Below are 17,059 nucleotides of genomic sequence, written 5' to 3' on the forward strand. Positions count from 1 at the left end.
GGGACCTCCGGCCGGTGTGGGAACGGGACATTTGACATCACAGTACGTGATGATGCACGTGCGCTGTGTGTCTGGGGAATGGGGTGTGGTGAGAGCTTTTCGCGGATTTTAGGCGAGTACATTAAGCCTGTGACGTCCTCAGACTTGTATCCCGTGTCCCGCCTGGCCGCCGTGCGGGAGGCCACCGCCAAGGCCGGTGTCGACGCCCTGCTGCTCACGCCGGGCCCCGACCTGCGCTACGTCAGCGGCTACGACGCCAAGCCGCTGGAGCGGCTGACCTGCCTGGTGGTGCCCGCCGCGGCCGACCCGTACATGATGGTGCCGAGGCTGGAGCTGCCGGCCGCGCAGGCGTCGCCCGCCTCCCGGCTCGGCCTGGAGTTCGTGGCCTGGGACGAGACGGACGATCCCTACCGGATCGCCGCCGACCGGCTCGGGCCGGTCGGCAAGGTCGGCCTCGCCGACCGCATGTGGGCGATGGCGTCGCTGCGCTTCCGCGACGTGCTGCCCGACACCGAGCAGGTGCTCGCCGGGAGCGTGCTGCGCGAGCTGCGCATGCGCAAGTCGCCCGCCGAGGTGGCGGCGCTGCGCGAGGCCGGCGAGGCGATCGACGCCGTGCACCGGCAGGTGCCCGGCTTCCTGCGGGCCGGCCGCACCGAGCGTGAGGTGGCGCGCGACATCGCCGAGGCCATCCTCGCCACCGGCCACGCCACCGTCGACTTCACCATCGTCGCCTCCGGGCCCAACGGGGCCAGCCCGCACCACGACGTGTCCGACCGGGTCATCCAGGCCGGCGAGCCGGTCGTGGTCGACATCGGCGGCCAGATGCCCAGCGGCTACTGCTCCGACTCCACCCGCACCTACTGCGTCGGCGAGCCGCCGGCCGACTTCGCCGCCTACTACGAGGTGCTGCGCCGCGCCCAGGACGCGGCCTGCGCGGCCGTCCGCCCCGGGGTGTCGTGCGAGTCGATCGACGCGGCCGCCCGCGACATCATCGCCGAGGCCGGTTACGGCGACCACTTCATCCACCGCACCGGCCACGGCATCGGCGTCGAGGGCCACGAGGACCCGTACATCGTCGCCGGCAACGGCGAGCCGCTGGAGCCCGGCTTCGCCTTCTCCATCGAGCCCGGCATCTACCTGCAGGGGTCACACGGGGCGCGGATCGAGGACATCGTCGTCTGCACCGAATCAGGCGCCGACCGTCTCAACGTCACCACCCGGGAGCTCGTCGTCGTGTGATCGTGTGCCGCCCCGGTGTCGTCAACGTCGTGATGCCGGGGCGCGCGAACCGGCCCGTCGTGGCGTACGGGCGGGTGGTGGGCGGCGTGGGGCGGAATGTCGGGGGTGATCGCTAGCGTCCGTGCCATGCCCGTCGCCGTTCCGGCGCATCGTGCGCCTGGGACGCCCCCTGCGCGGGCGTGACCAGGCGGAGGTGCTCAGGTGAACCCGTGGCGGGAGGTCGTCGACCGGATCGAGGACGGGACGCTCGACGAGCTGGTGACGTTCCTGCACTCGCTCAACGACCTCGGCAGGCGAGCCGTCGCCGCGCACCTGCCCTCGTACGTGGCCGAGGTGCGGCGCGAGGGCATGGAGGGCCGCTGGTGGCTGCAGGACCGGGCCCCCAGGTTGCGCGCCGCCGGGGCCGCGTGCCTGAGCGGGGCGGCGCAGGTCGCCGACTGGCTCGACCGCCAGGACCTGCGCCAGGTGCGCGACCCGCGGACCGACGCCGCCCGCATCGTGTCCCTGCTCTCCCCCCGTACGGACGAGTGGCGTGCCGACCTCGCCGTGCGCCTGGTGGAAGGGTTGCGGCCGGTGCGGCGGCGCGGGTTCGACGAACGGGTGCCCAACTGGGAGCCGGCCGCCGCGCTGGTCGAGGCCACCGGCGTCGAGCCACCCGGCAACGACGCCTTCGCCGAGGGCTGGGCGTGGCGGCTGGCGATGGCGGTCTGGATGACACAGGACGTGCCGCCGCTGCTCGACGTCGTGGCGCCCCGCCTGTTCGAGGCGGCCGGGGTGGCCGCCGCGCTCAACTGGAGCGAGGCCCGCAACCACGGCGTCTCCGCGGCGGCACGCCTGGCGGGCATGGCCGCGGACGGGCTGGTCAAGCGGGAGACGATGGTCGACGGCTGTGCCGGCCGGTTCATGGCCGGGGGAGCGCCCGAGGAGGTCGCGCCGTTCGTGACGCTCTGGAGCTGTCTGGCCGTGGACGTCACCGAGATCCCGGTGCTCGACTTCGTCCGCCTGCTGCCGTCGGCGTCCCCGGCGCTGGCGGGGCTGCTGGCCGGGGAGCTGCGCCGGGCCGACGCGGCCGGGCTGCTGGACGACGAGCTGTTCGGCGAGGCCGTGCGGTCGCTGGCCTTCCGCCCGGAGAAGAAGAACGTCGCCGCGGCCCTCTCCTGGATCGCCGACCGAACCACGCCCTCCCGGGCCCCCGCCGCCCTGCACGCCCTCGCCACCGTGTTCTCCGAGGAGTCCCCCGCACTCCGCGACCGTGCCGCCCGCCTCGCCACCACCCTCGCCCACCAGGCCCTCACCCCCTCCACCCCGGAGTCCCCCGCCGCTCCTCGTCGGAAGCCCGCGAAGGGCCGCGCGCACACACCGGCCACCGAGCACCCGCAGAAACCGGCGGTTGTCGCAAACGGCGAGAACTTCACGGGGGAGGTGGGCGCCGTCGAGATCCTTTCGAGGGAAGCGAGGGCCGCCAAGAACCTCGTGAGGGATGCGGGGCCCTTCGAGACGTTCGTGGGGGAGGTAGGAGACGGCGGGACCCTTACACGCGGGGCGGGAAGAGATGGCCTCGCCAGGAAGGCGCAGGCCACCGAGAACCTTGCGCGCGAAGCGGGAGACGGCCTCGGCAGGAAGGCGCAAGCCACCGAGAACCTGATGAGGGATGCGGGGGCCGCTGAGAACCTCGTGAGGGATGGGCGGGCCGCCGAGAGCCTCGCGGGGGAGGTGGGAGACATCGAGAACGTCGCCGGGGGCGGTGCGTTGGAGGCGGTGGAGGTGGTGCGGGAGGCGGCGGGCGGGCTGCCGGTGCGGTGGCGGGAGCGGCTGGGCGCTGTCATCGGGCCGATCCCGGAGCGGGAGGAGGTGGGGCCGGTTCCGCCCGCGCCGGTGCCCGGCGGGCTCGCGCCGCTGCCTCCTCCGATCACGACCCCCGGCGAGGTCGCGTACGAGCTGGGCGCCATGAGCTGGCAGATGGAGCTGCAGCGGGCCGAACGGATCCTCGCCGCGCTCGTGACGCTGGCCCACCGCGACCGCGACGCCCTGGCCGAGGCCCTGCGGCCGTGGCGCCGGACGGCGGCCGAGCGGCAGCCGTACCTGCTGACCGGGCCCCAGCAGGACCTGCAGCGCTTGCTGGCCCGGTGCGCGCTGGCGGTGGCCGCGCCCGGCGAGAGCGGGGTGCCCGACGACCTGGTCGCCCAGGACGTGCACTGGAACTACCCGCACCCGCTCCAGCGGTTCCTGGCCCGGCGGCTGAACGAGGTGATCGAGCTGTTCGAGTCGGGCGGGAGCGCGCCCGTGCTGCTGGCCACCCCCACCGAGCCCACCGGCCACGTCGACCCGGTGACGCTGCTGGAGCGCATGGAGTCGCCGGGCGGCGCCGAGCCGCTCGAAGCCGACTTCCACCAGGCCCTGCTGCGCCTGCCGCGGCGGCTCGACCCCGCACTCGCCGAGCGCGCCGACCGGCTCGGGTCCGCGCCCGGGCGGGCGCTGGCCCACTGGCTGCGCCGTGGCGGCCTGCCCGATCCCGACGTGACGTGCCAGGTGCGGACGAGGGCGAATCAGTACGGCTCCGCGTCCGTCGAGGTGGACGGCCGGATCGCGGCGCCGCGGGAGATCCCGCCGCCGATCGCCGAGCTGTGGACGCCGTTCGAGGGGACGCGCTACCTGTCGTACCCGCACACCATGGCGGCGTGGCCCGCGATCATGCCGTCGCACCGGGAGGTCGTCGCCGCCCATCTGGCCCGCTTCCTCCCTCAGGGCTTCAGCCGCAGCGACGGGGTTCAGGCGATCGTGGCGGCGCTCGCGCACGCTGACGGGCCCGCAGGCGACGCGGTGGCGGCCGTCGTCACCTTCGGCCTCGGCCACCGCCGGCCTGAGCGGCGCGGCCACGCCGTCGACGCGCTCGTCACGCTGACCACCCGGGGCGAGCTGCCCGCCGCCGCCGTGGGCCGGACCGTCGTGCGGCTCCTCGGCGCGGACGCGGTCAGGCTGGGCGCACTGACCGAGGCGCTGCAGCAGGCCACGACCTCTGGCGCGTACACGGGGGTGTGGGGCGTCCTCGCCGAAGCTCTGCCCGCGCTGCTGCCCGCGCCGGGCGAGCGGCCCCGCGCCGGTCTGGCGGGCCTGCTGGTGGTCGCCGCCGAGACCGCGGCGTACGCGCGGACGGCAGGCCCCCTGGCGCCCTTGGCCCCGGTGCGGGGACGGCCCGGGATCGAACGGCTGGCCGAGGTGGCCGCCCGCCGGGGAGGCAGCAGGATGGCCGAGGAAGCGCGCCGTCTCCTGGAGCTCGTCAGCGGCTGACGGCCGGGCGATCGTGGGGCCGAAGCCGGGGCGGGCAGCCGCGGCTACGCGGCGGGGATCACGCCGGCCGGGGCGGTGCTGGTGCTGTCCGCGGTGCCGCCGTGGCCGGGCGGCGGTTCACGGCCGGCCGCTTCCACACGGCAGCGGGTGGACGACGAGCGCGGCGACGGCCATGACGCCCAGGACGAGCGGCCGGCGCAGCTCGGGCAGGCGGCCTCGTCGCCCAAACGGCAGCCGATGCCCGCGCGAGTGTGACCGCTGCCACACCGTGATTCAAAGGTGTATCAAATCCGCTCCAACCACCTCTGGGAAAGGCGAGGGAGGGAGGAAGCGATGTTCGTGGGGAGAGAAGCCGAGCTCGACCTGCTACGAGCCGAGCTGCGCCTGTCGGCCGCCGGGCCTGCCCGCAGGGCGGTGGTCGAAGGGCCGGAAGGCATCGGCAAGACCGCTCTCATCCGGCAAGCGCTCGGCGACGCTTCCAAGGTCCGGACGCTCGCCGCCTGCGGCGACGCCGGCGAACGGCACCTGCGGTACGGGATCGTCCGCCAGTTGCTGCCCGACGTGGCGGGGGACGATCCGTGGACCGTCGGCCAGGCCATGTGTGAGGCGATCCGCCGCTCGCAGGCCGACGGGCCCGTGGTCGTGCTGGTGGACGACGCGCAGTGGGCCGACCGGCCGTCGCTGCGCGCGCTCTGCTACACCGTCCGGAGGCTCGGCGGCGAGCGGGTGCTGGTGCTGGTCGCCTGCCGCGACGCCGACGATCCGTGGCTGCCGGTGGGTCTGCGGCGGCTGCTGACCGGCGACGGCGCCTGCCGGATCTCCCTCCAGGGACTCTCGGTCGCGGAACTGGCCAGGCTGCCCGAACGGGCGCCTGAGGGCGCGACCGGGGGACGGCCGCCGAAGGACATGGGGAGTCCTGGAAAGGCGGCCGGTACGAGGCGGCGGCTCCCGGGGGGAGAGAAGAACGGGGAGCCGCCGCCCGGGGAGGAGAGCGGGCGCGCCGGGCCGGCGCTCATGGTGCTGAGCAGGGGACCCGGCGCCACAGGGGCGAGCACGGGCCAGGCGTCCGCCAGGGAGACGCTGCCCCTGCGGGCGGCGGCGCGGCTGCACGCGCACACCCTGGGCAACCCGCTGCACGCCCGCGCGATGCTCGCCGCCTTCCCGGCGTCGGTGCTCGCCGACCCAGGAGTGCGGCTGCCCGCCCCCGTCACGTACGCGGCCACGTTCACGCGGTGGCTGCGATCCTGCGCGCCGAGGGCGCGGGCGCTCATCGCGGCGTGCGCGGTGCTGGGGGACGGCTGCACCCTGTACGAGGCCGCCACGGTGGCCAGGGCGATGACCGGCACAGCGGCGAGGGCTGGAGCCGACCACTCCCCGGAGACCGGAGCGCGTACGGAGGGAGCGACCGGCGCCCGGACACCGGAGCTGGACGCGCTGGAGAACGCGGTGGAGGCCGGGGTCCTGGTCGAGGAGGCCGGGCGGGCGATCCGGTTCCGGGAACCGCTGGGGAGGGCCGCCGCCTACGACGCTCTCGGAGCCGGGACGCGGGCGCGGCTCCACCTGGCCGCCGCCCGGATCGCCGGCGACACCGGCGCCGAGCTGCGCCACCGGGCCGCCGCCGCGTCCGGCCCCGACGAAGGGCTGGCCGAGGAACTGGCCTGGTACGCGGCCAAGGAGGCGCAGCACGGGCTGTGGCACGAGGCCGCCACCCACCTGGAGCTGGCCGCCGGGCTCACCCACTCCGCCGGAAGGCGCGACGAGCTGCGCACCGCGGCCCTGGAGCACGTGCTGGTCGGCGGCGACGTCGTCCGCGCCGCCCAGCTGGCCGCGTCGCCGAACGCCGACCCGCGCCCCGTGCGCCGCTACGTGCTCGGCAGGCTCGCCCTGGCCGAGGGCCGCCTGGAGGACGCCGGGAGGCTGCTGGAGGAGGCGTGGTCGCACCGGGAGACGCCGTACGCGGCCGACGTCGCCGAGCGGCTCGCGTGGCTGCGCCTGCTCGGCGACGACCGGCCGGAGGCGGCCCGGTGGGCGAGGCTGGCGCTCGACCAGCCGATCCAGAGCCCCGCCGCGCGACCGTACGACGTGCTGGCCCTGGCCGGGGACCCGTGCCCGCAGGCGCCTCCGGGGAGCCTGGCCGAGGCGGTGCGGCTGCTGCGCGAGGACGAGGTCGGCCCGGCCCGCGAGGTGCTCGACCGGGCGGCGGGCGAGCTGGCCGAGGCCGGGCTGCCCTGCCACCGGCTGCTCGCGCTCGCCCTGCTGGCCGTGGCCGAGTACCGCGACGGTCGCTGGGACGACGCGGTCGAGCGGGCCGAGCGGGCCGTGGCCGAGGCCGCAGGGCTGGGGCAGCGGTGGCTGCTGCCGTGCCTGGAGGTGGTGTGCGTGGCGCCGCTGGCCGCCAGGGGCGAGCACGACCGGGCGCTGGCGCACGTCACGGCGGCGCGGGAGGAGGCCGGGCGCCAGCGCAGCGTGCTCGGCGAGACGCAGGCTGATCTGGCCATGGCCGTGCTCGGGGCCGGGGCGGCGCCGCCCACCGCCGGGGACGCGTTCGTGCCCGACCCGCGGCCGCAGCTCGTGGAGACGTTCGTGGCGGAGGGCGCGCTGCAGGAGGCGCAGGTCGTGCTCGACGGCCTGGCCGACGCCGGTGACGGGCCCCGGGCGCGGGCCCAGCGGGCCAGGCTCGAAGGCCTGCTGTTCGCCGCGCGGAACGTTCCAGCCGCCGCCGAGGAACGCTTCACCGCCGCGCTCGAACTCGCGGGCGACGCCGGATGCCGCATGGAGGAGGCACGTGTGCTGCTCGACCTGGGCCGGCTGCTGCGCCGTACCGGAAGGAGGAGGCTGGCGGCCGAGCGGTTGCAGGCCGCGCGGGCGGACTTCGCGGGGCTGGGGGCCAGGCCCATGGTCGCGCGGTGCGCGCAGGAGCTGGAGGCGTGCGGGCTGGAGCCGGCGGTGACGGCGCGGCTGGGTCTGACGCCGCAGGAGTTCAGCACCGCGACGCTGGTGGCCGACGGGCTGACCAACCGGCAGATCGCCCGCGAGCTGCTCATCAGCGTCAAGACCGTCGAATACCACATCGGGAAGATCTACACCAAGCTCGGCATCGGCTCCAGGGTGGCGCTGGCCGCCCGGTTGGCCGCCTACGGGGAGAACCCCTAGCCGGGTCCTGAGGCGGGAGCCTGCCCGGCTCCCGCACGGTGACGGCCGCGCCGGGAGGAGGGGACCGGCGCGGCCGGCCACGAAGCCGCGTGGCGGCGGGAACGGCGATGCTCATCCAAGGGTCCTGGCGGCATCGCCGGGAACGCCCGCCACGCACGGCCGGGTGCGCGCACACAGCGCGCACCCGGTCATCCCCACCGCATGGGGAATCCGCCACCCGATGGGCCTGTCAGACGCGGATCCAGGAGGTGACGACGGGCCCGCCCCCGCGCGGGACCACCCGGAGCCGGAGCGGGCCGGGTGCGAGGGCGTCGGCGGTGAAGCGGCCCAGCGCGTCGGAACGCACCCGCTGCTCACCGTCGCGGCGCTGCACGCGGATGTCCGTCTCCTCGGCCGGGACCAGCCGCCCCATCAGGCGCGGCCCCGACACCTCCATCTCCACCTCCACCGTCGCCGTGCGGAACGTCAGCAGCCGGGGCGCGCCCGATCCGCGGACCCGCGTCGCGGCCTGCTCGTCCCACGAGTCGAAGGCGAGCAGGGCCAGCTCGGCGTCGAGCGTCCGGAGCGTGAACGCCTGCATGGCGTCCTCCATCAGCTGCGGCGGCACCGGATCCAGCAGGCGCGCGATCACGCGCAGCTCGTTCTCCAGAGCGAGGTCGTCATCCATGTCGTTCACTCGGAACTCCCGGATACTCCGCGTCGTTCCACCAGCGTTCCGAGCCGCTTCAGGCAGCGTCCCCGCATGGGACCGACGCTGCCCACCGCGATGCCCAGGCCGGTGGCGACTTCCTGGTAGGTGGGCTTCGGCGAGGCTATGAGGACGCGCAGCAGGAGCCGGCAGCGCTCCGACAGCTCCTGGAAGGCCGCCCAGACCTCCTGGGCGCGCTCGGCCTCCGCGACCTCCTCCTCGGCTTCCAGCAGCAGCAGCTCGGGCGAGCGCTCGTCCACGTCGAACCCGATCAGCGCGACGTCGCTGACCGGGATGGCCCGGCCGCTGGTGCGGATCACGCGCAGCGCCTCGTTCCTGGCCGTGGCGGCCAGCCAGGCTCCGGCCCGTTCAGGGTCGCGGATCCTGGTGAGATTCTCGGCGAACCGGAACCAGGTGGTCTGCGCGACGTCCTGGGCGTCGGCCGCAACCGGCAGGTAGGCGCGGGAAACCGCCCACACCAGGCCGCTGAAGCGCTGGTAGAGCTCCCTCCAGGCGTCGGCCTCCCCGCCGGCGGCTGCTTTGACGAGGGCTGCGGTGTCGTCCAGCGCGGTGTCTTCCACGGTGTCGTCCAACGTCCTTTTCGGTCCAGGGGCGGAAAGCTCATGATATTTCGTGAGCCGCTCCAGGACAGGAGAACGTCCCGTCACCGCAGGTAACCGCTGAGATCCGGTACGGACAGCCGGCCCGCCACGAGCTGGCGCGCGGCCTGCCGCGACGAGATGCCGGCCTCGGACATCCGGGCCGCGATCAGCCCGGCCACGATCGGGGTGGCGAAGGACGTGCCGCTCCACTGCGCGAGCCCGGTAAAGGTGGCCGTGTCGCCCGCCTTCATCACCCCCACGCAGGTGCAGCCGGAGTAGAGAGGGGTGTCGGAGTGGCGGCAGGACGCGCTGTGCGGGTAGCCGTAGGTGTACTGGCCGGAGGCGAACGCGTTCACCAGCCGCTCGCCCTGCGCGTACACGGTCACCCAGTCGCCGTGGTTGCTGAAACACGCCCTGCCCAGGCCGTCCTCGCGCAGCGCGCCCACCGACACCACCAGGTCGCCGGAGGCGTTGACCGGCTGCCCGGCGTAGGCGGCGGGCCAGAACGGGTCGGTGCCGCCGTCGTTGCCCGCCGCCGCCACCAGCACCGTCTCCGGGTGCAGCGTCAGCTCGGCCATGAAGTCGGCCAGGCCGAGCAGCGCCGCCGCGTCGCGCGTGCGGGTGCCGGCCGACAGCGACACGATGTCGGGCCAGCCATGGGCGCCGAGCGTGTCACGGACGGCCAGCCCCAGCTCGTCCTCCGGCACCGCGCCCGCGTACGGGAACGTCCGGTGGACGCGCACGTCGGCGGCCGGCGCGGTGCAGCGCACCACCCCCGCGACGAACGTGCCGTGCCCGGTGTACGGGCCGATCACGCCGCCGGTGACCTCGTCGGTGACGTCGCCGTCGACGGCCGGGATCGCGGGGTCGCCGGAACCCGCCGCCAGCCACGGGTGGTCGAGGTAGCCGGGCACCAGCCCGGTGTCGAGCACGGTCACCCGCACCCCGGCGCCGGCGTCGCGGGCGCCGGGCGGCGGGCGCAGCGGCCCGGAGGCCGGCACGGGCTCGTCGCCCGGGCACAGGTTGACCCCCGCCACCGAGACCAGGTGGACCGGCGTGGCCCGCATCCGGCGCGCGGTGAGCGTGTCGGCGACCAGCCGGGCGCTGCGGTCGCCCACGTACAGGCGGCGCACCGACACCCGGCCCGCGTCGTGCTCGGGCGGCCACACCACCCGCGGGTCGGCCTCGCCCGGCACCAGGTCCTGGACCATGTTGCCCGCCCGCTCCAGGTCCTGCGCGGGCACCAGGACGTGCCCGTCGAGCTCGGCGTATCCGGGCGCGACCGAGGAGCCGGGCGTGGCGCCCTCCGGCCCGGCGACCGCGCGCAGGCCGTCGGGCAGGGCGGCGTTCACCATCTCCAGCTGAGTCCAGAAGCGGGCGTCGCCACCCGGATCCGGTGTCGTCATCGTCGGTTCCTCCCGGGGAGTGTCGCCTTGGCCGGCGGGAGGCCAGTCCATCAGGCCGCCCCGACACTTATGAGCGCCCGTGCCGACGGTTGATACACCACGTGGACGCGGGCCTGGGGCGGCTCTACCATCTATGCGTGTCTGGGCCCCGCGAACCCGGCGATTCACACGACGTGCTCGCCATGGTGTTCGCGCGCCCCAAAGAGGCGCTCCAGGCCGCCAGGGCCATCCTCGCGGGGCGGCGCGGCCCGTACGACTCCTCGATCGCGCGGCAGGCGATCGGCATCCTGCACCGCGAGTTCGGCGACATCGAGGCCGCGATCGGCGAGCTGCGGCAGGCCGTGCGGCTGGCGCGCAGGTCCGGCTCGCCGGACCGGGAGGCCGACGTGCTCGCCACCCTCGGCATCGCGCTCGTGCACCACGGCCGCACCCGTTCCGGGCTGTCGGCGCTCGACTCCGCCGCCGGCCGGGCCACCGGCACCACCCGCGCCCGCGTGCTCTTCCGGCGGGCCGGGGCCCGCTGGATCCTCGGACGGCACGGCGACGCGCTCGACGACCTCGGGGTGGCCGCGCCCGCGCTGCGCCGGGCCGGCGACACCGTCTGGGCCGCCCGCGCGCTCAGCCTGCGCGGCCACGTGCAGCTCGCGCTCGGCGGCGTGCGGGCCGCCGACGCCGACTTCCGCACCGCGCAGCGCATGTTCGCCACCACCAGGCAGGAGCACGACTCGGTCGTCGCCGTGCAGAACCGGGGCGTCGCCGCCTTCGTGGCCGGCGACCTGCCCACCGCGCTGGCCCTGCTCGACGAGGCCGACCAGGGGTTCCAGCGGCTCGGCACCCCGATGCCCGACCTGGTCGCCGACCGGTGCGCGGTCATGCTCGCCGCCGGACTCGCCCGCGAGGCGCTGGAGCAGGCCGACGCCGGGCTGAGACTGATCGCCCGGCTGCGCGGCCAGGCCACCCGGCGGGCCGAGCTGCTGCTGCTCGCCGCCAGGGCCGCGCTGCTGGCCGCCGACCCGGCTACCGCCCGCGAGCGCGCCGCCGAGGCGCGTGCGCTGTTCGCGAGGCAGCGGCGCGCCTGGTGGGCCGAGCACGCCCGGCTCATCCTCGTCCAGGCCGGGCTGGCGGAGGGGGCCACGCCGCGGCTGCTCGCCGACGCCCGCCGCCTCGCCGGCCGGCTCGGCGAGCTCGGCTCTCCCGACGCGTGGCAGGCTCACCTGCTGGCCGGCCGGATCGCGCTGAAGCTCGGCCGGGCCGCCGAGGCCGACCGCCACCTGACCGCCGCGGCGCGGGCCAGGCACGGCGGGTCTGCCACCGCGCGGGCCGGCGGGTGGCTGGCCGAGGCGCTGCTGGCCGAGGCGGCCGGGCAGCCGCGCCGGCTGCTGCGCGCCTGCCGGGCCGGGCTTGAGCTGATCGAGGAGCACCGGCTCACGTTCGGCTCGTCGGAGCTGCGCGCGCTCGTCACCGCCCAGGGCGCCGAACTGGTCGAGCTCGCGCTGCGCCACCTGCGCCGCGCCGGCCGCAGCCGCGAGCTGCTCGGCTGGACCGAGCGCTGGCGCGCCACCGCGATCGCCGTGCCGCCCGCGCCGCCGGCGGACGATCAGGAGCTGCTCGGCCGGCTCGCCGCGCTGCGCCGGGTCGACCAGTTGCTGGCCGCCGCGCGTTCCGGCGGCGCCGCCTCCGCCCCTCGCCTCGAACGCGAGCGCGCCGCGCTGGAGGCCCGGGTACGGGCCGGGACGCTGCGCCTGCGCGGGCCCGGCTGGCGAGAGGAACGCGGCTTCGACTGCCGCCGGGTGCTGGACGCGCTCGGCCCCGGCGGGCGGCTCGCCGAGCTGGTGCTCATCGACGGCACCTTGCACGTGCTGCTGTGCGGCGACGGGCGGGTGCGCTCCTACGCCGTCGGGCCGGCCGAGCGGGCGGTCGCCGAGACGGAGTTCGCCCGGTCCCGGCTGCGCCGCCTCGCCTACCAGCTCCGGCCCGACCCGGGGGAGCTGGCCGCGCTGGGACGGCGGCTGGAGGAGGCCGTGCTCGGGCCGGTCGCCCCCCTGCTGGCCGGCGGGCCGTGCGTGGTGGTGCCGCCCAGCGTGCTGCACGCCGCGCCGTGGGGGCTGCTCCCGTCGCTGCGGGAGACCGCCTTCAGCGTGGCGCCGTCCGCCGCCGCCTGGCTGCGCGCCCGCGCGTCGGCGCCGCCACCCGGCGGCGGCGTCGTCCTCGTCGGCGGGCCTGACGTGCCCAACGCCAAGGCCGAGATCCAGGCCATCGAGGAGCTGTACGAGGACCCGGGGCCCACCGTGCTGGAAGGAGGCACGGCCACGGCGCAGGCGGTGCTGGAAGCCATGGACGGCTGCCGGCTCGCGCACGTGGCCGCCCACGGCACCTTCCGCGCCGACAGCCCGATGTTCTCCTCGCTCCATCTCGACGACGGCCCGCTCACCGGCTACGACCTCGAACGCCTGCGCCGCGCCCCCTACCGGCTCGTCCTGTCCAGCTGCGACTCCGCCCAGATGGCCGCCGTGGGCGCCGACGAGCTGCTCGGCCTGGCCACCGCGCTGCTCCATCTCGGCACCGCGGGCATCGTCGCCAGCGTGGTGCCGGTCAACGACGAGAACGCGGTCCCGCTCATGGTCCGGCTGCACGCCGGGCTCAGCAGCGGGCTGGGCCTGGCCGAGGCGCTGAGGCGGGCGAGGGGCGACGACGTCTCGTTCATCGCCATCGGGGCCTGACGCCACGCTGCTGTACCTTGATCGGATGATGCTGATCATGTGACAATTCGCTACACAGCGATATCAGCCGGTTATTGGGGGGAGTCGCCGATGTTCCCGACCGAGCGGCCGTGAGGACCCCCGGCGAGCTTGACGAGGCCTTCGAACTCGGCCGCACCTGCGCGCTGGCGGCCGAGTGCGACAGGGACCTGCGGCGCTGTGCCCAGATGTACGGAGGCCTTTTCCCAGGGGCGGCGTTCGGCCCGGAAATTTACTCGGCTCTGACCCTGACGAGCGCGTTCGGGGCGCCGTGGGCCACGGCGGAGCGGCTCAAGGTGGTCAACCGCGCCGCGCTGTGGGTGCTCGCCCTGGACCGGCTCGTCGACCACACGGCCACCACCCGCGAGCAGGTGAACGAGCTGATCGGCGACTGCCTGGCGGTCGCCGACGGCGCCGCGCCCAGGGCGGCCGTCACCCGCTTCCTGGCCGACCTGCGCGACGAGCTGGCCACCGTCCAGGAGTTCGCCGACCTGCACTGGCTCTGGCGCGAGCAGCTCGGCAGGACCCTGGCGGGCATGGGGAGGGCCTGGGTGTGGCGCGACACCGCGGCCGAGGTCTCGCTCGACCGCTACGTCGGCAACGCCGACAGCCGCGGCACCTGCTTCGTCGACCTGTCCCACCTCATCTACGCCGGCGACGCGTGGGTCAGGGATCACCTGGAGGACCTGCGCCCGGCCAGCGAGCAGGTGCAGCGCTACCTCCACCTGCTCGGCGACCTCGCCTCGTACCGCAGGGACCTGAGCTGGGGCGGGCTCAACGTGCTGCTGCTCGGGGTGGCGAGGGCCGACGTGAACGAGGCCATGACCGGCCTCGCCCGCGACGCGGGCGAGCTGATCCACGGGGTACGGGAGCGCAGCCCGCGCACGGCCACCTACTTGTGGCGACAAATCGGCTTTAGTGCTGGTTATCACAATATTTCGGGCTATGACCATCAGAAGTGGTGAAGCGGTTCGATGACCTGACAACCGGGTTTACTCGGTGGAGAAATCCGCCCCACCTGAAGGTGCTCTAGGCGACAAAAGTTACATATTGATTTTTAAGAGGCATGGGTGCTTGAGTGGGGTTTACGGCATTGCTAGGGTGACTCGATGCCAGGCAGATGGATCTCCCTGACTCGCCTTGACAAGCACCGTTGATCGGGCCGAGGCGTGCGGGCGCGGCACGGCCGCGGAGGGACGTACAGGCGGTGCTGGATGGACTTCGGGCGCTCTGATCACTGGCGGCTGCCCGTCCCGATCAAGATCTTGATCGCCGGCGGCTTCGGCGCGGGCAAGACCACCATGGTCGGCGCGGTGTCGGAGACCAGGACCGTGCGCACCGAGGAGATGCTCACCCACGCCGGCGTCACCGTCGACGACCTGACCGGGGTGGAGACCAAGCCCACCACCACCGTGGCCATGGACTTCGGCCGCATCACGATCCGCGGCGACTACACCCTCTACCTGTTCGGCACCCCCGGCCAGGAACGGTTCTTCTTCGTCTGGGACGAACTGGCGCTGGGCGCGCTCGGCGCCGTCGTGCTGGCCGACACCCGCCGCCTGGCCGACTGCTTCCCGGCCATCGACTACTTCGAGAAGCGCGGCCAGCCCTTCGTGGTGGCGCTGAACTGCTTCGACGGCGCCCGCCCCTTCACCATCGGCGAGGTGCGCCAGGCGCTCGGCCTCGACCCCGGCGTGCCGATCGTGCGCTGCGACGCCCGCCGCCGCGAGTCCGGCAGGGACGTGCTCGTCACCCTCGTCGAGCACGCGATGCGCATGGGCGCCTCTCCCGTCGGGTCCATGTCGTGAACGCGACCGGCTACCTTTGACCGATGGAGGAGATCGATCGCCGGATCGTCGCGCTGCTGGCCCGCGACGGCCGGATGAGCTTTACCGACCTGGCCAGGGAGACCGGGCTCTCGGTCTCGGCGGTCCACCAGCGGGTGCGCCGCCTGGAGAAGCGCGGCGTGGTGCGCGGCTACGCCGCGGTCATCGACCATGACGCGATCGGGCTGCCGCTGACCGCGTTCATCTCGATCAAGCCGATCGACCCGGCCGCCCCCGACGACGCCCCCGACCGGCTGGCCCACCTGAGCGCGATCGAGGCGTGCCACAGCGTCGCGGGCGACGAGAGTTACATCCTCAAGGTCCGCGTGGGGTCCCCCGTGGCGCTGGAGGAGCTCCTGCAGCAGATCAGGGCCGCCGCCAACGTGTCCACCCGCACCACCGTGGTGCTGAGCACCCCGTACGAGCACCGCGCCCCCGACGTGACCCGGGGCGGCGAGAGCGCCGGGCCCGATCGACCGCCGGCCGCGTGAGATCATAGAGGCGCCGCCTCGACTGGAGCACCACATGATCGCCAAGAGCACCGCCGCGATGACCACCCGCGCCGAGACGCGCGAGGAGCTGAGCCGGGTCTCCTACGACCTGCTCGTCATCGGCGGCGGCATCCTGGGCACGTCCGTCACCTGGATGGCCGCCCAGGCGGGGCTGCGCGTCGCCATGGTCGACGCCGGCGACTTCGCCGGGGCCACCTCCAGCGCCTCGTCCAAACTCGTCCACGGCGGCCTGCGCTACCTCCAGACCGGCAACGTCAAGCTCGTCGCGGAGAACCACCGCGAGCGCCGGGCGCTGGCCGGCGACATCGCCCCCCATCTGGTCAAACCGCTCACCTTCGTGGTCCCGATCTACCGCGGCGGCCCCCACGGCGCGGCCAAGCTCGGCGCGGGCGTGTTCCTCTACTCCGCGCTGTCGGTGTTCGGCGACGGCGTCGGCAAGGTGATCACGCCGCAGCAGGCGCAGGCCAGGGTGCCCGCGCTCAAGATGGACGGGCTGCGCTCCGCCGCCGTCTACGGCGACCACCAGATGAACGACAGCCGGGTCGCGGTCATGACCGTGCGCGCCGCCGTCGACGCGGGCGCGACCGTGCTCAACCACGCCGAGGTCGTCGGGCTGCGCAAGACCGGCGCCACCGTCACCGGCGCCGAGCTGCGCGACCGGCTCGACGGCGGCGAGTTCGGCGTGTCGGCCCGGCTGGTGCTCAACGCGACCGGCCCGTGGATCGACCACCTGCGCCGCATGGAAGACCCCGGCGCCGAGCCCAGCATCCGCCTGTCCAAGGGCGCCCACCTGGTGCTGCGCCGCCACGAGCCCTGGAAGGCCGCGCTGACCATCCCGATCGACAAGTACCGCGTGTCGTTCGCCATCCCGTGGGAGGACCACCTCCTGCTCGGCACCACCGACGAGCCCTACGAGGGCGACCCGGGCGAGGTGCGCCCCACCGAGGCCGACATCACGCAGATCCTCGACGAGGCCGGCCACGCCGTGCTCGGCTCCCAGCTGGGCCGCGACGACATCACCTACTCCTTCGCCGGCCTGCGCGTGCTCCCCGGCGGCCCGGGCCAGGTGACCGCGGCCAAGCGCGAGACCGTGCTCACCCGCGGCACGGGCGGCATGCTGTCGGTCGCCGGCGGCAAGTGGACCACCTACCGCCACATCGGCCGGGTGGTCCTCGACACGCTCGCCCACCTGCCCGGCCACCCGCTCGGCGACGACCTGGCCGACATCCTGCCGGCCGTGCCGCTGCCGGGGCTGGCGAGCCCCGACGCGGTGGCCATGCGGCTGTGGACCGAGCGCGACCCCGACGCCCGCATGGATCCCCTGGTGGCCCGCCACCTCGCCTCCCACTACGGCTCGATCGCCTTCGACCTGGCCCGGCTCATCCGCGACGACCCCGGCCTGGGCGAGCGCATCCACCCCGACGGCCCCGACATCTGGGCTCAGGCGGTCTACGCCCGCGACCACGAGTGGGCGGTCACGGTCGACGACGTGGTCCGCCGCCGCACCACGCTGACCGTCCGCGGCCTCGACACCCCGTCCGTACGCGAGCGCGTGGCCGCCATCCTGGCCCGCTGACCCGCCTTTCGGTCAAGTGTGGCCGAAGACG

Annotated in this window: 12 protein-coding genes; 9 read left to right on the plus strand and 3 right to left on the minus strand. The window is 74.8% G+C overall.

The genetic code is table 11. The annotated features are described in order from the left end of the window. Positions 1-129: 129 nt before the first annotated feature. The 4 genes from ACZ6YG_RS14400 to ACZ6YG_RS14415 all read left to right on the plus strand — a co-directional run bounded on the left by ACZ6YG_RS14400 (position 130) and on the right by ACZ6YG_RS14415 (position 7,680). Entirely contained in the window at positions 130-1,239 is a 1,110-nt protein-coding gene (locus ACZ6YG_RS14400; protein ID WP_466018223.1) for a M24 family metallopeptidase, read from the plus strand. A 201-nt stretch (positions 1,240-1,440) separates the two neighbouring features. Continuing rightward, positions 1,441-4,527 (plus strand): DUF7824 domain-containing protein, encoded by a 3,087-nt coding sequence (locus tag ACZ6YG_RS14405; RefSeq protein ID WP_466018224.1) that lies wholly within the window; start codon positions 1,441-1,443, stop codon positions 4,525-4,527. A 75-nt stretch (positions 4,528-4,602) separates the two neighbouring features. Continuing rightward, positions 4,603-4,782, plus strand: a complete 180-nt coding sequence (locus ACZ6YG_RS14410; protein WP_466018225.1) for a hypothetical protein — start codon at positions 4,603-4,605, stop codon at positions 4,780-4,782. Positions 4,783-4,860: 78 nt separating this feature from the next. Further along, positions 4,861-7,680 carry an AAA family ATPase gene (locus tag ACZ6YG_RS14415; RefSeq protein WP_466018226.1) on the plus strand — a complete coding sequence of 940 codons (2,820 nt, stop codon included), beginning with the start codon at positions 4,861-4,863 and terminating at the stop codon, positions 7,678-7,680. Positions 7,681-7,909: 229 nt separating this feature from the next. Here ACZ6YG_RS14415 and ACZ6YG_RS14420 read toward each other — a convergent pair whose 3' ends face one another. From ACZ6YG_RS14420 to ACZ6YG_RS14430, 3 genes are all read right to left on the minus strand, one after another. Further along, positions 7,910-8,356, minus strand: coding sequence for a hypothetical protein (locus tag ACZ6YG_RS14420; RefSeq protein WP_187281145.1), 447 nt, complete (start codon positions 8,354-8,356; stop codon positions 7,910-7,912). After that, positions 8,353-8,961 (minus strand): RNA polymerase sigma factor, encoded by a 609-nt coding sequence (locus ACZ6YG_RS14425; RefSeq protein WP_219545710.1) that lies wholly within the window; start codon positions 8,959-8,961, stop codon positions 8,353-8,355. The genes ACZ6YG_RS14420 and ACZ6YG_RS14425 overlap by 4 nt, the downstream gene beginning before the upstream one ends. Before the next feature lie 71 nt (positions 8,962-9,032). Next, the gene (locus ACZ6YG_RS14430) at positions 9,033-10,376 is read right to left on the minus strand and encodes a S8/S53 family peptidase (protein WP_148031438.1); all 1,344 of its coding nucleotides are present in this window, start codon (positions 10,374-10,376) and stop codon (positions 9,033-9,035) included. 137 nt (positions 10,377-10,513) lie between these two features. Here ACZ6YG_RS14430 and ACZ6YG_RS14435 point away from each other — a divergent pair, with 137 nt between their 5' ends. The 5 genes from ACZ6YG_RS14435 to ACZ6YG_RS14455 all read left to right on the plus strand — a co-directional run bounded on the left by ACZ6YG_RS14435 (position 10,514) and on the right by ACZ6YG_RS14455 (position 17,028). Further along, positions 10,514-13,096, plus strand: coding sequence for a CHAT domain-containing protein (locus ACZ6YG_RS14435; RefSeq protein ID WP_364230735.1), 2,583 nt, complete (start codon positions 10,514-10,516; stop codon positions 13,094-13,096). Between the two features lie 110 nt (positions 13,097-13,206). Next, a complete protein-coding gene (locus tag ACZ6YG_RS14440; RefSeq protein WP_148031440.1) occupies positions 13,207-14,079 on the plus strand; it encodes an isoprenoid biosynthesis enzyme family protein in 873 nt (290 codons plus the stop codon). Between the two features lie 249 nt (positions 14,080-14,328). Beyond that, positions 14,329-14,922, plus strand: a complete 594-nt coding sequence (locus tag ACZ6YG_RS14445) for a GTP-binding protein (protein WP_148031441.1) — start codon at positions 14,329-14,331, stop codon at positions 14,920-14,922. A 23-nt stretch (positions 14,923-14,945) separates the two neighbouring features. Continuing rightward, the gene (locus ACZ6YG_RS14450) at positions 14,946-15,431 is read left to right on the plus strand and encodes an Lrp/AsnC family transcriptional regulator (RefSeq protein ID WP_466018227.1); all 486 of its coding nucleotides are present in this window, start codon (positions 14,946-14,948) and stop codon (positions 15,429-15,431) included. 34 nt (positions 15,432-15,465) lie between these two features. Beyond that, positions 15,466-17,028 (plus strand): glycerol-3-phosphate dehydrogenase/oxidase, encoded by a 1,563-nt coding sequence (locus ACZ6YG_RS14455; RefSeq protein WP_466018228.1) that lies wholly within the window; start codon positions 15,466-15,468, stop codon positions 17,026-17,028. Positions 17,029-17,059: the final 31 nt, after the last annotated feature.

It is taken from the genome of Nonomuraea sp. NPDC054003, from assembly GCF_055585125.1.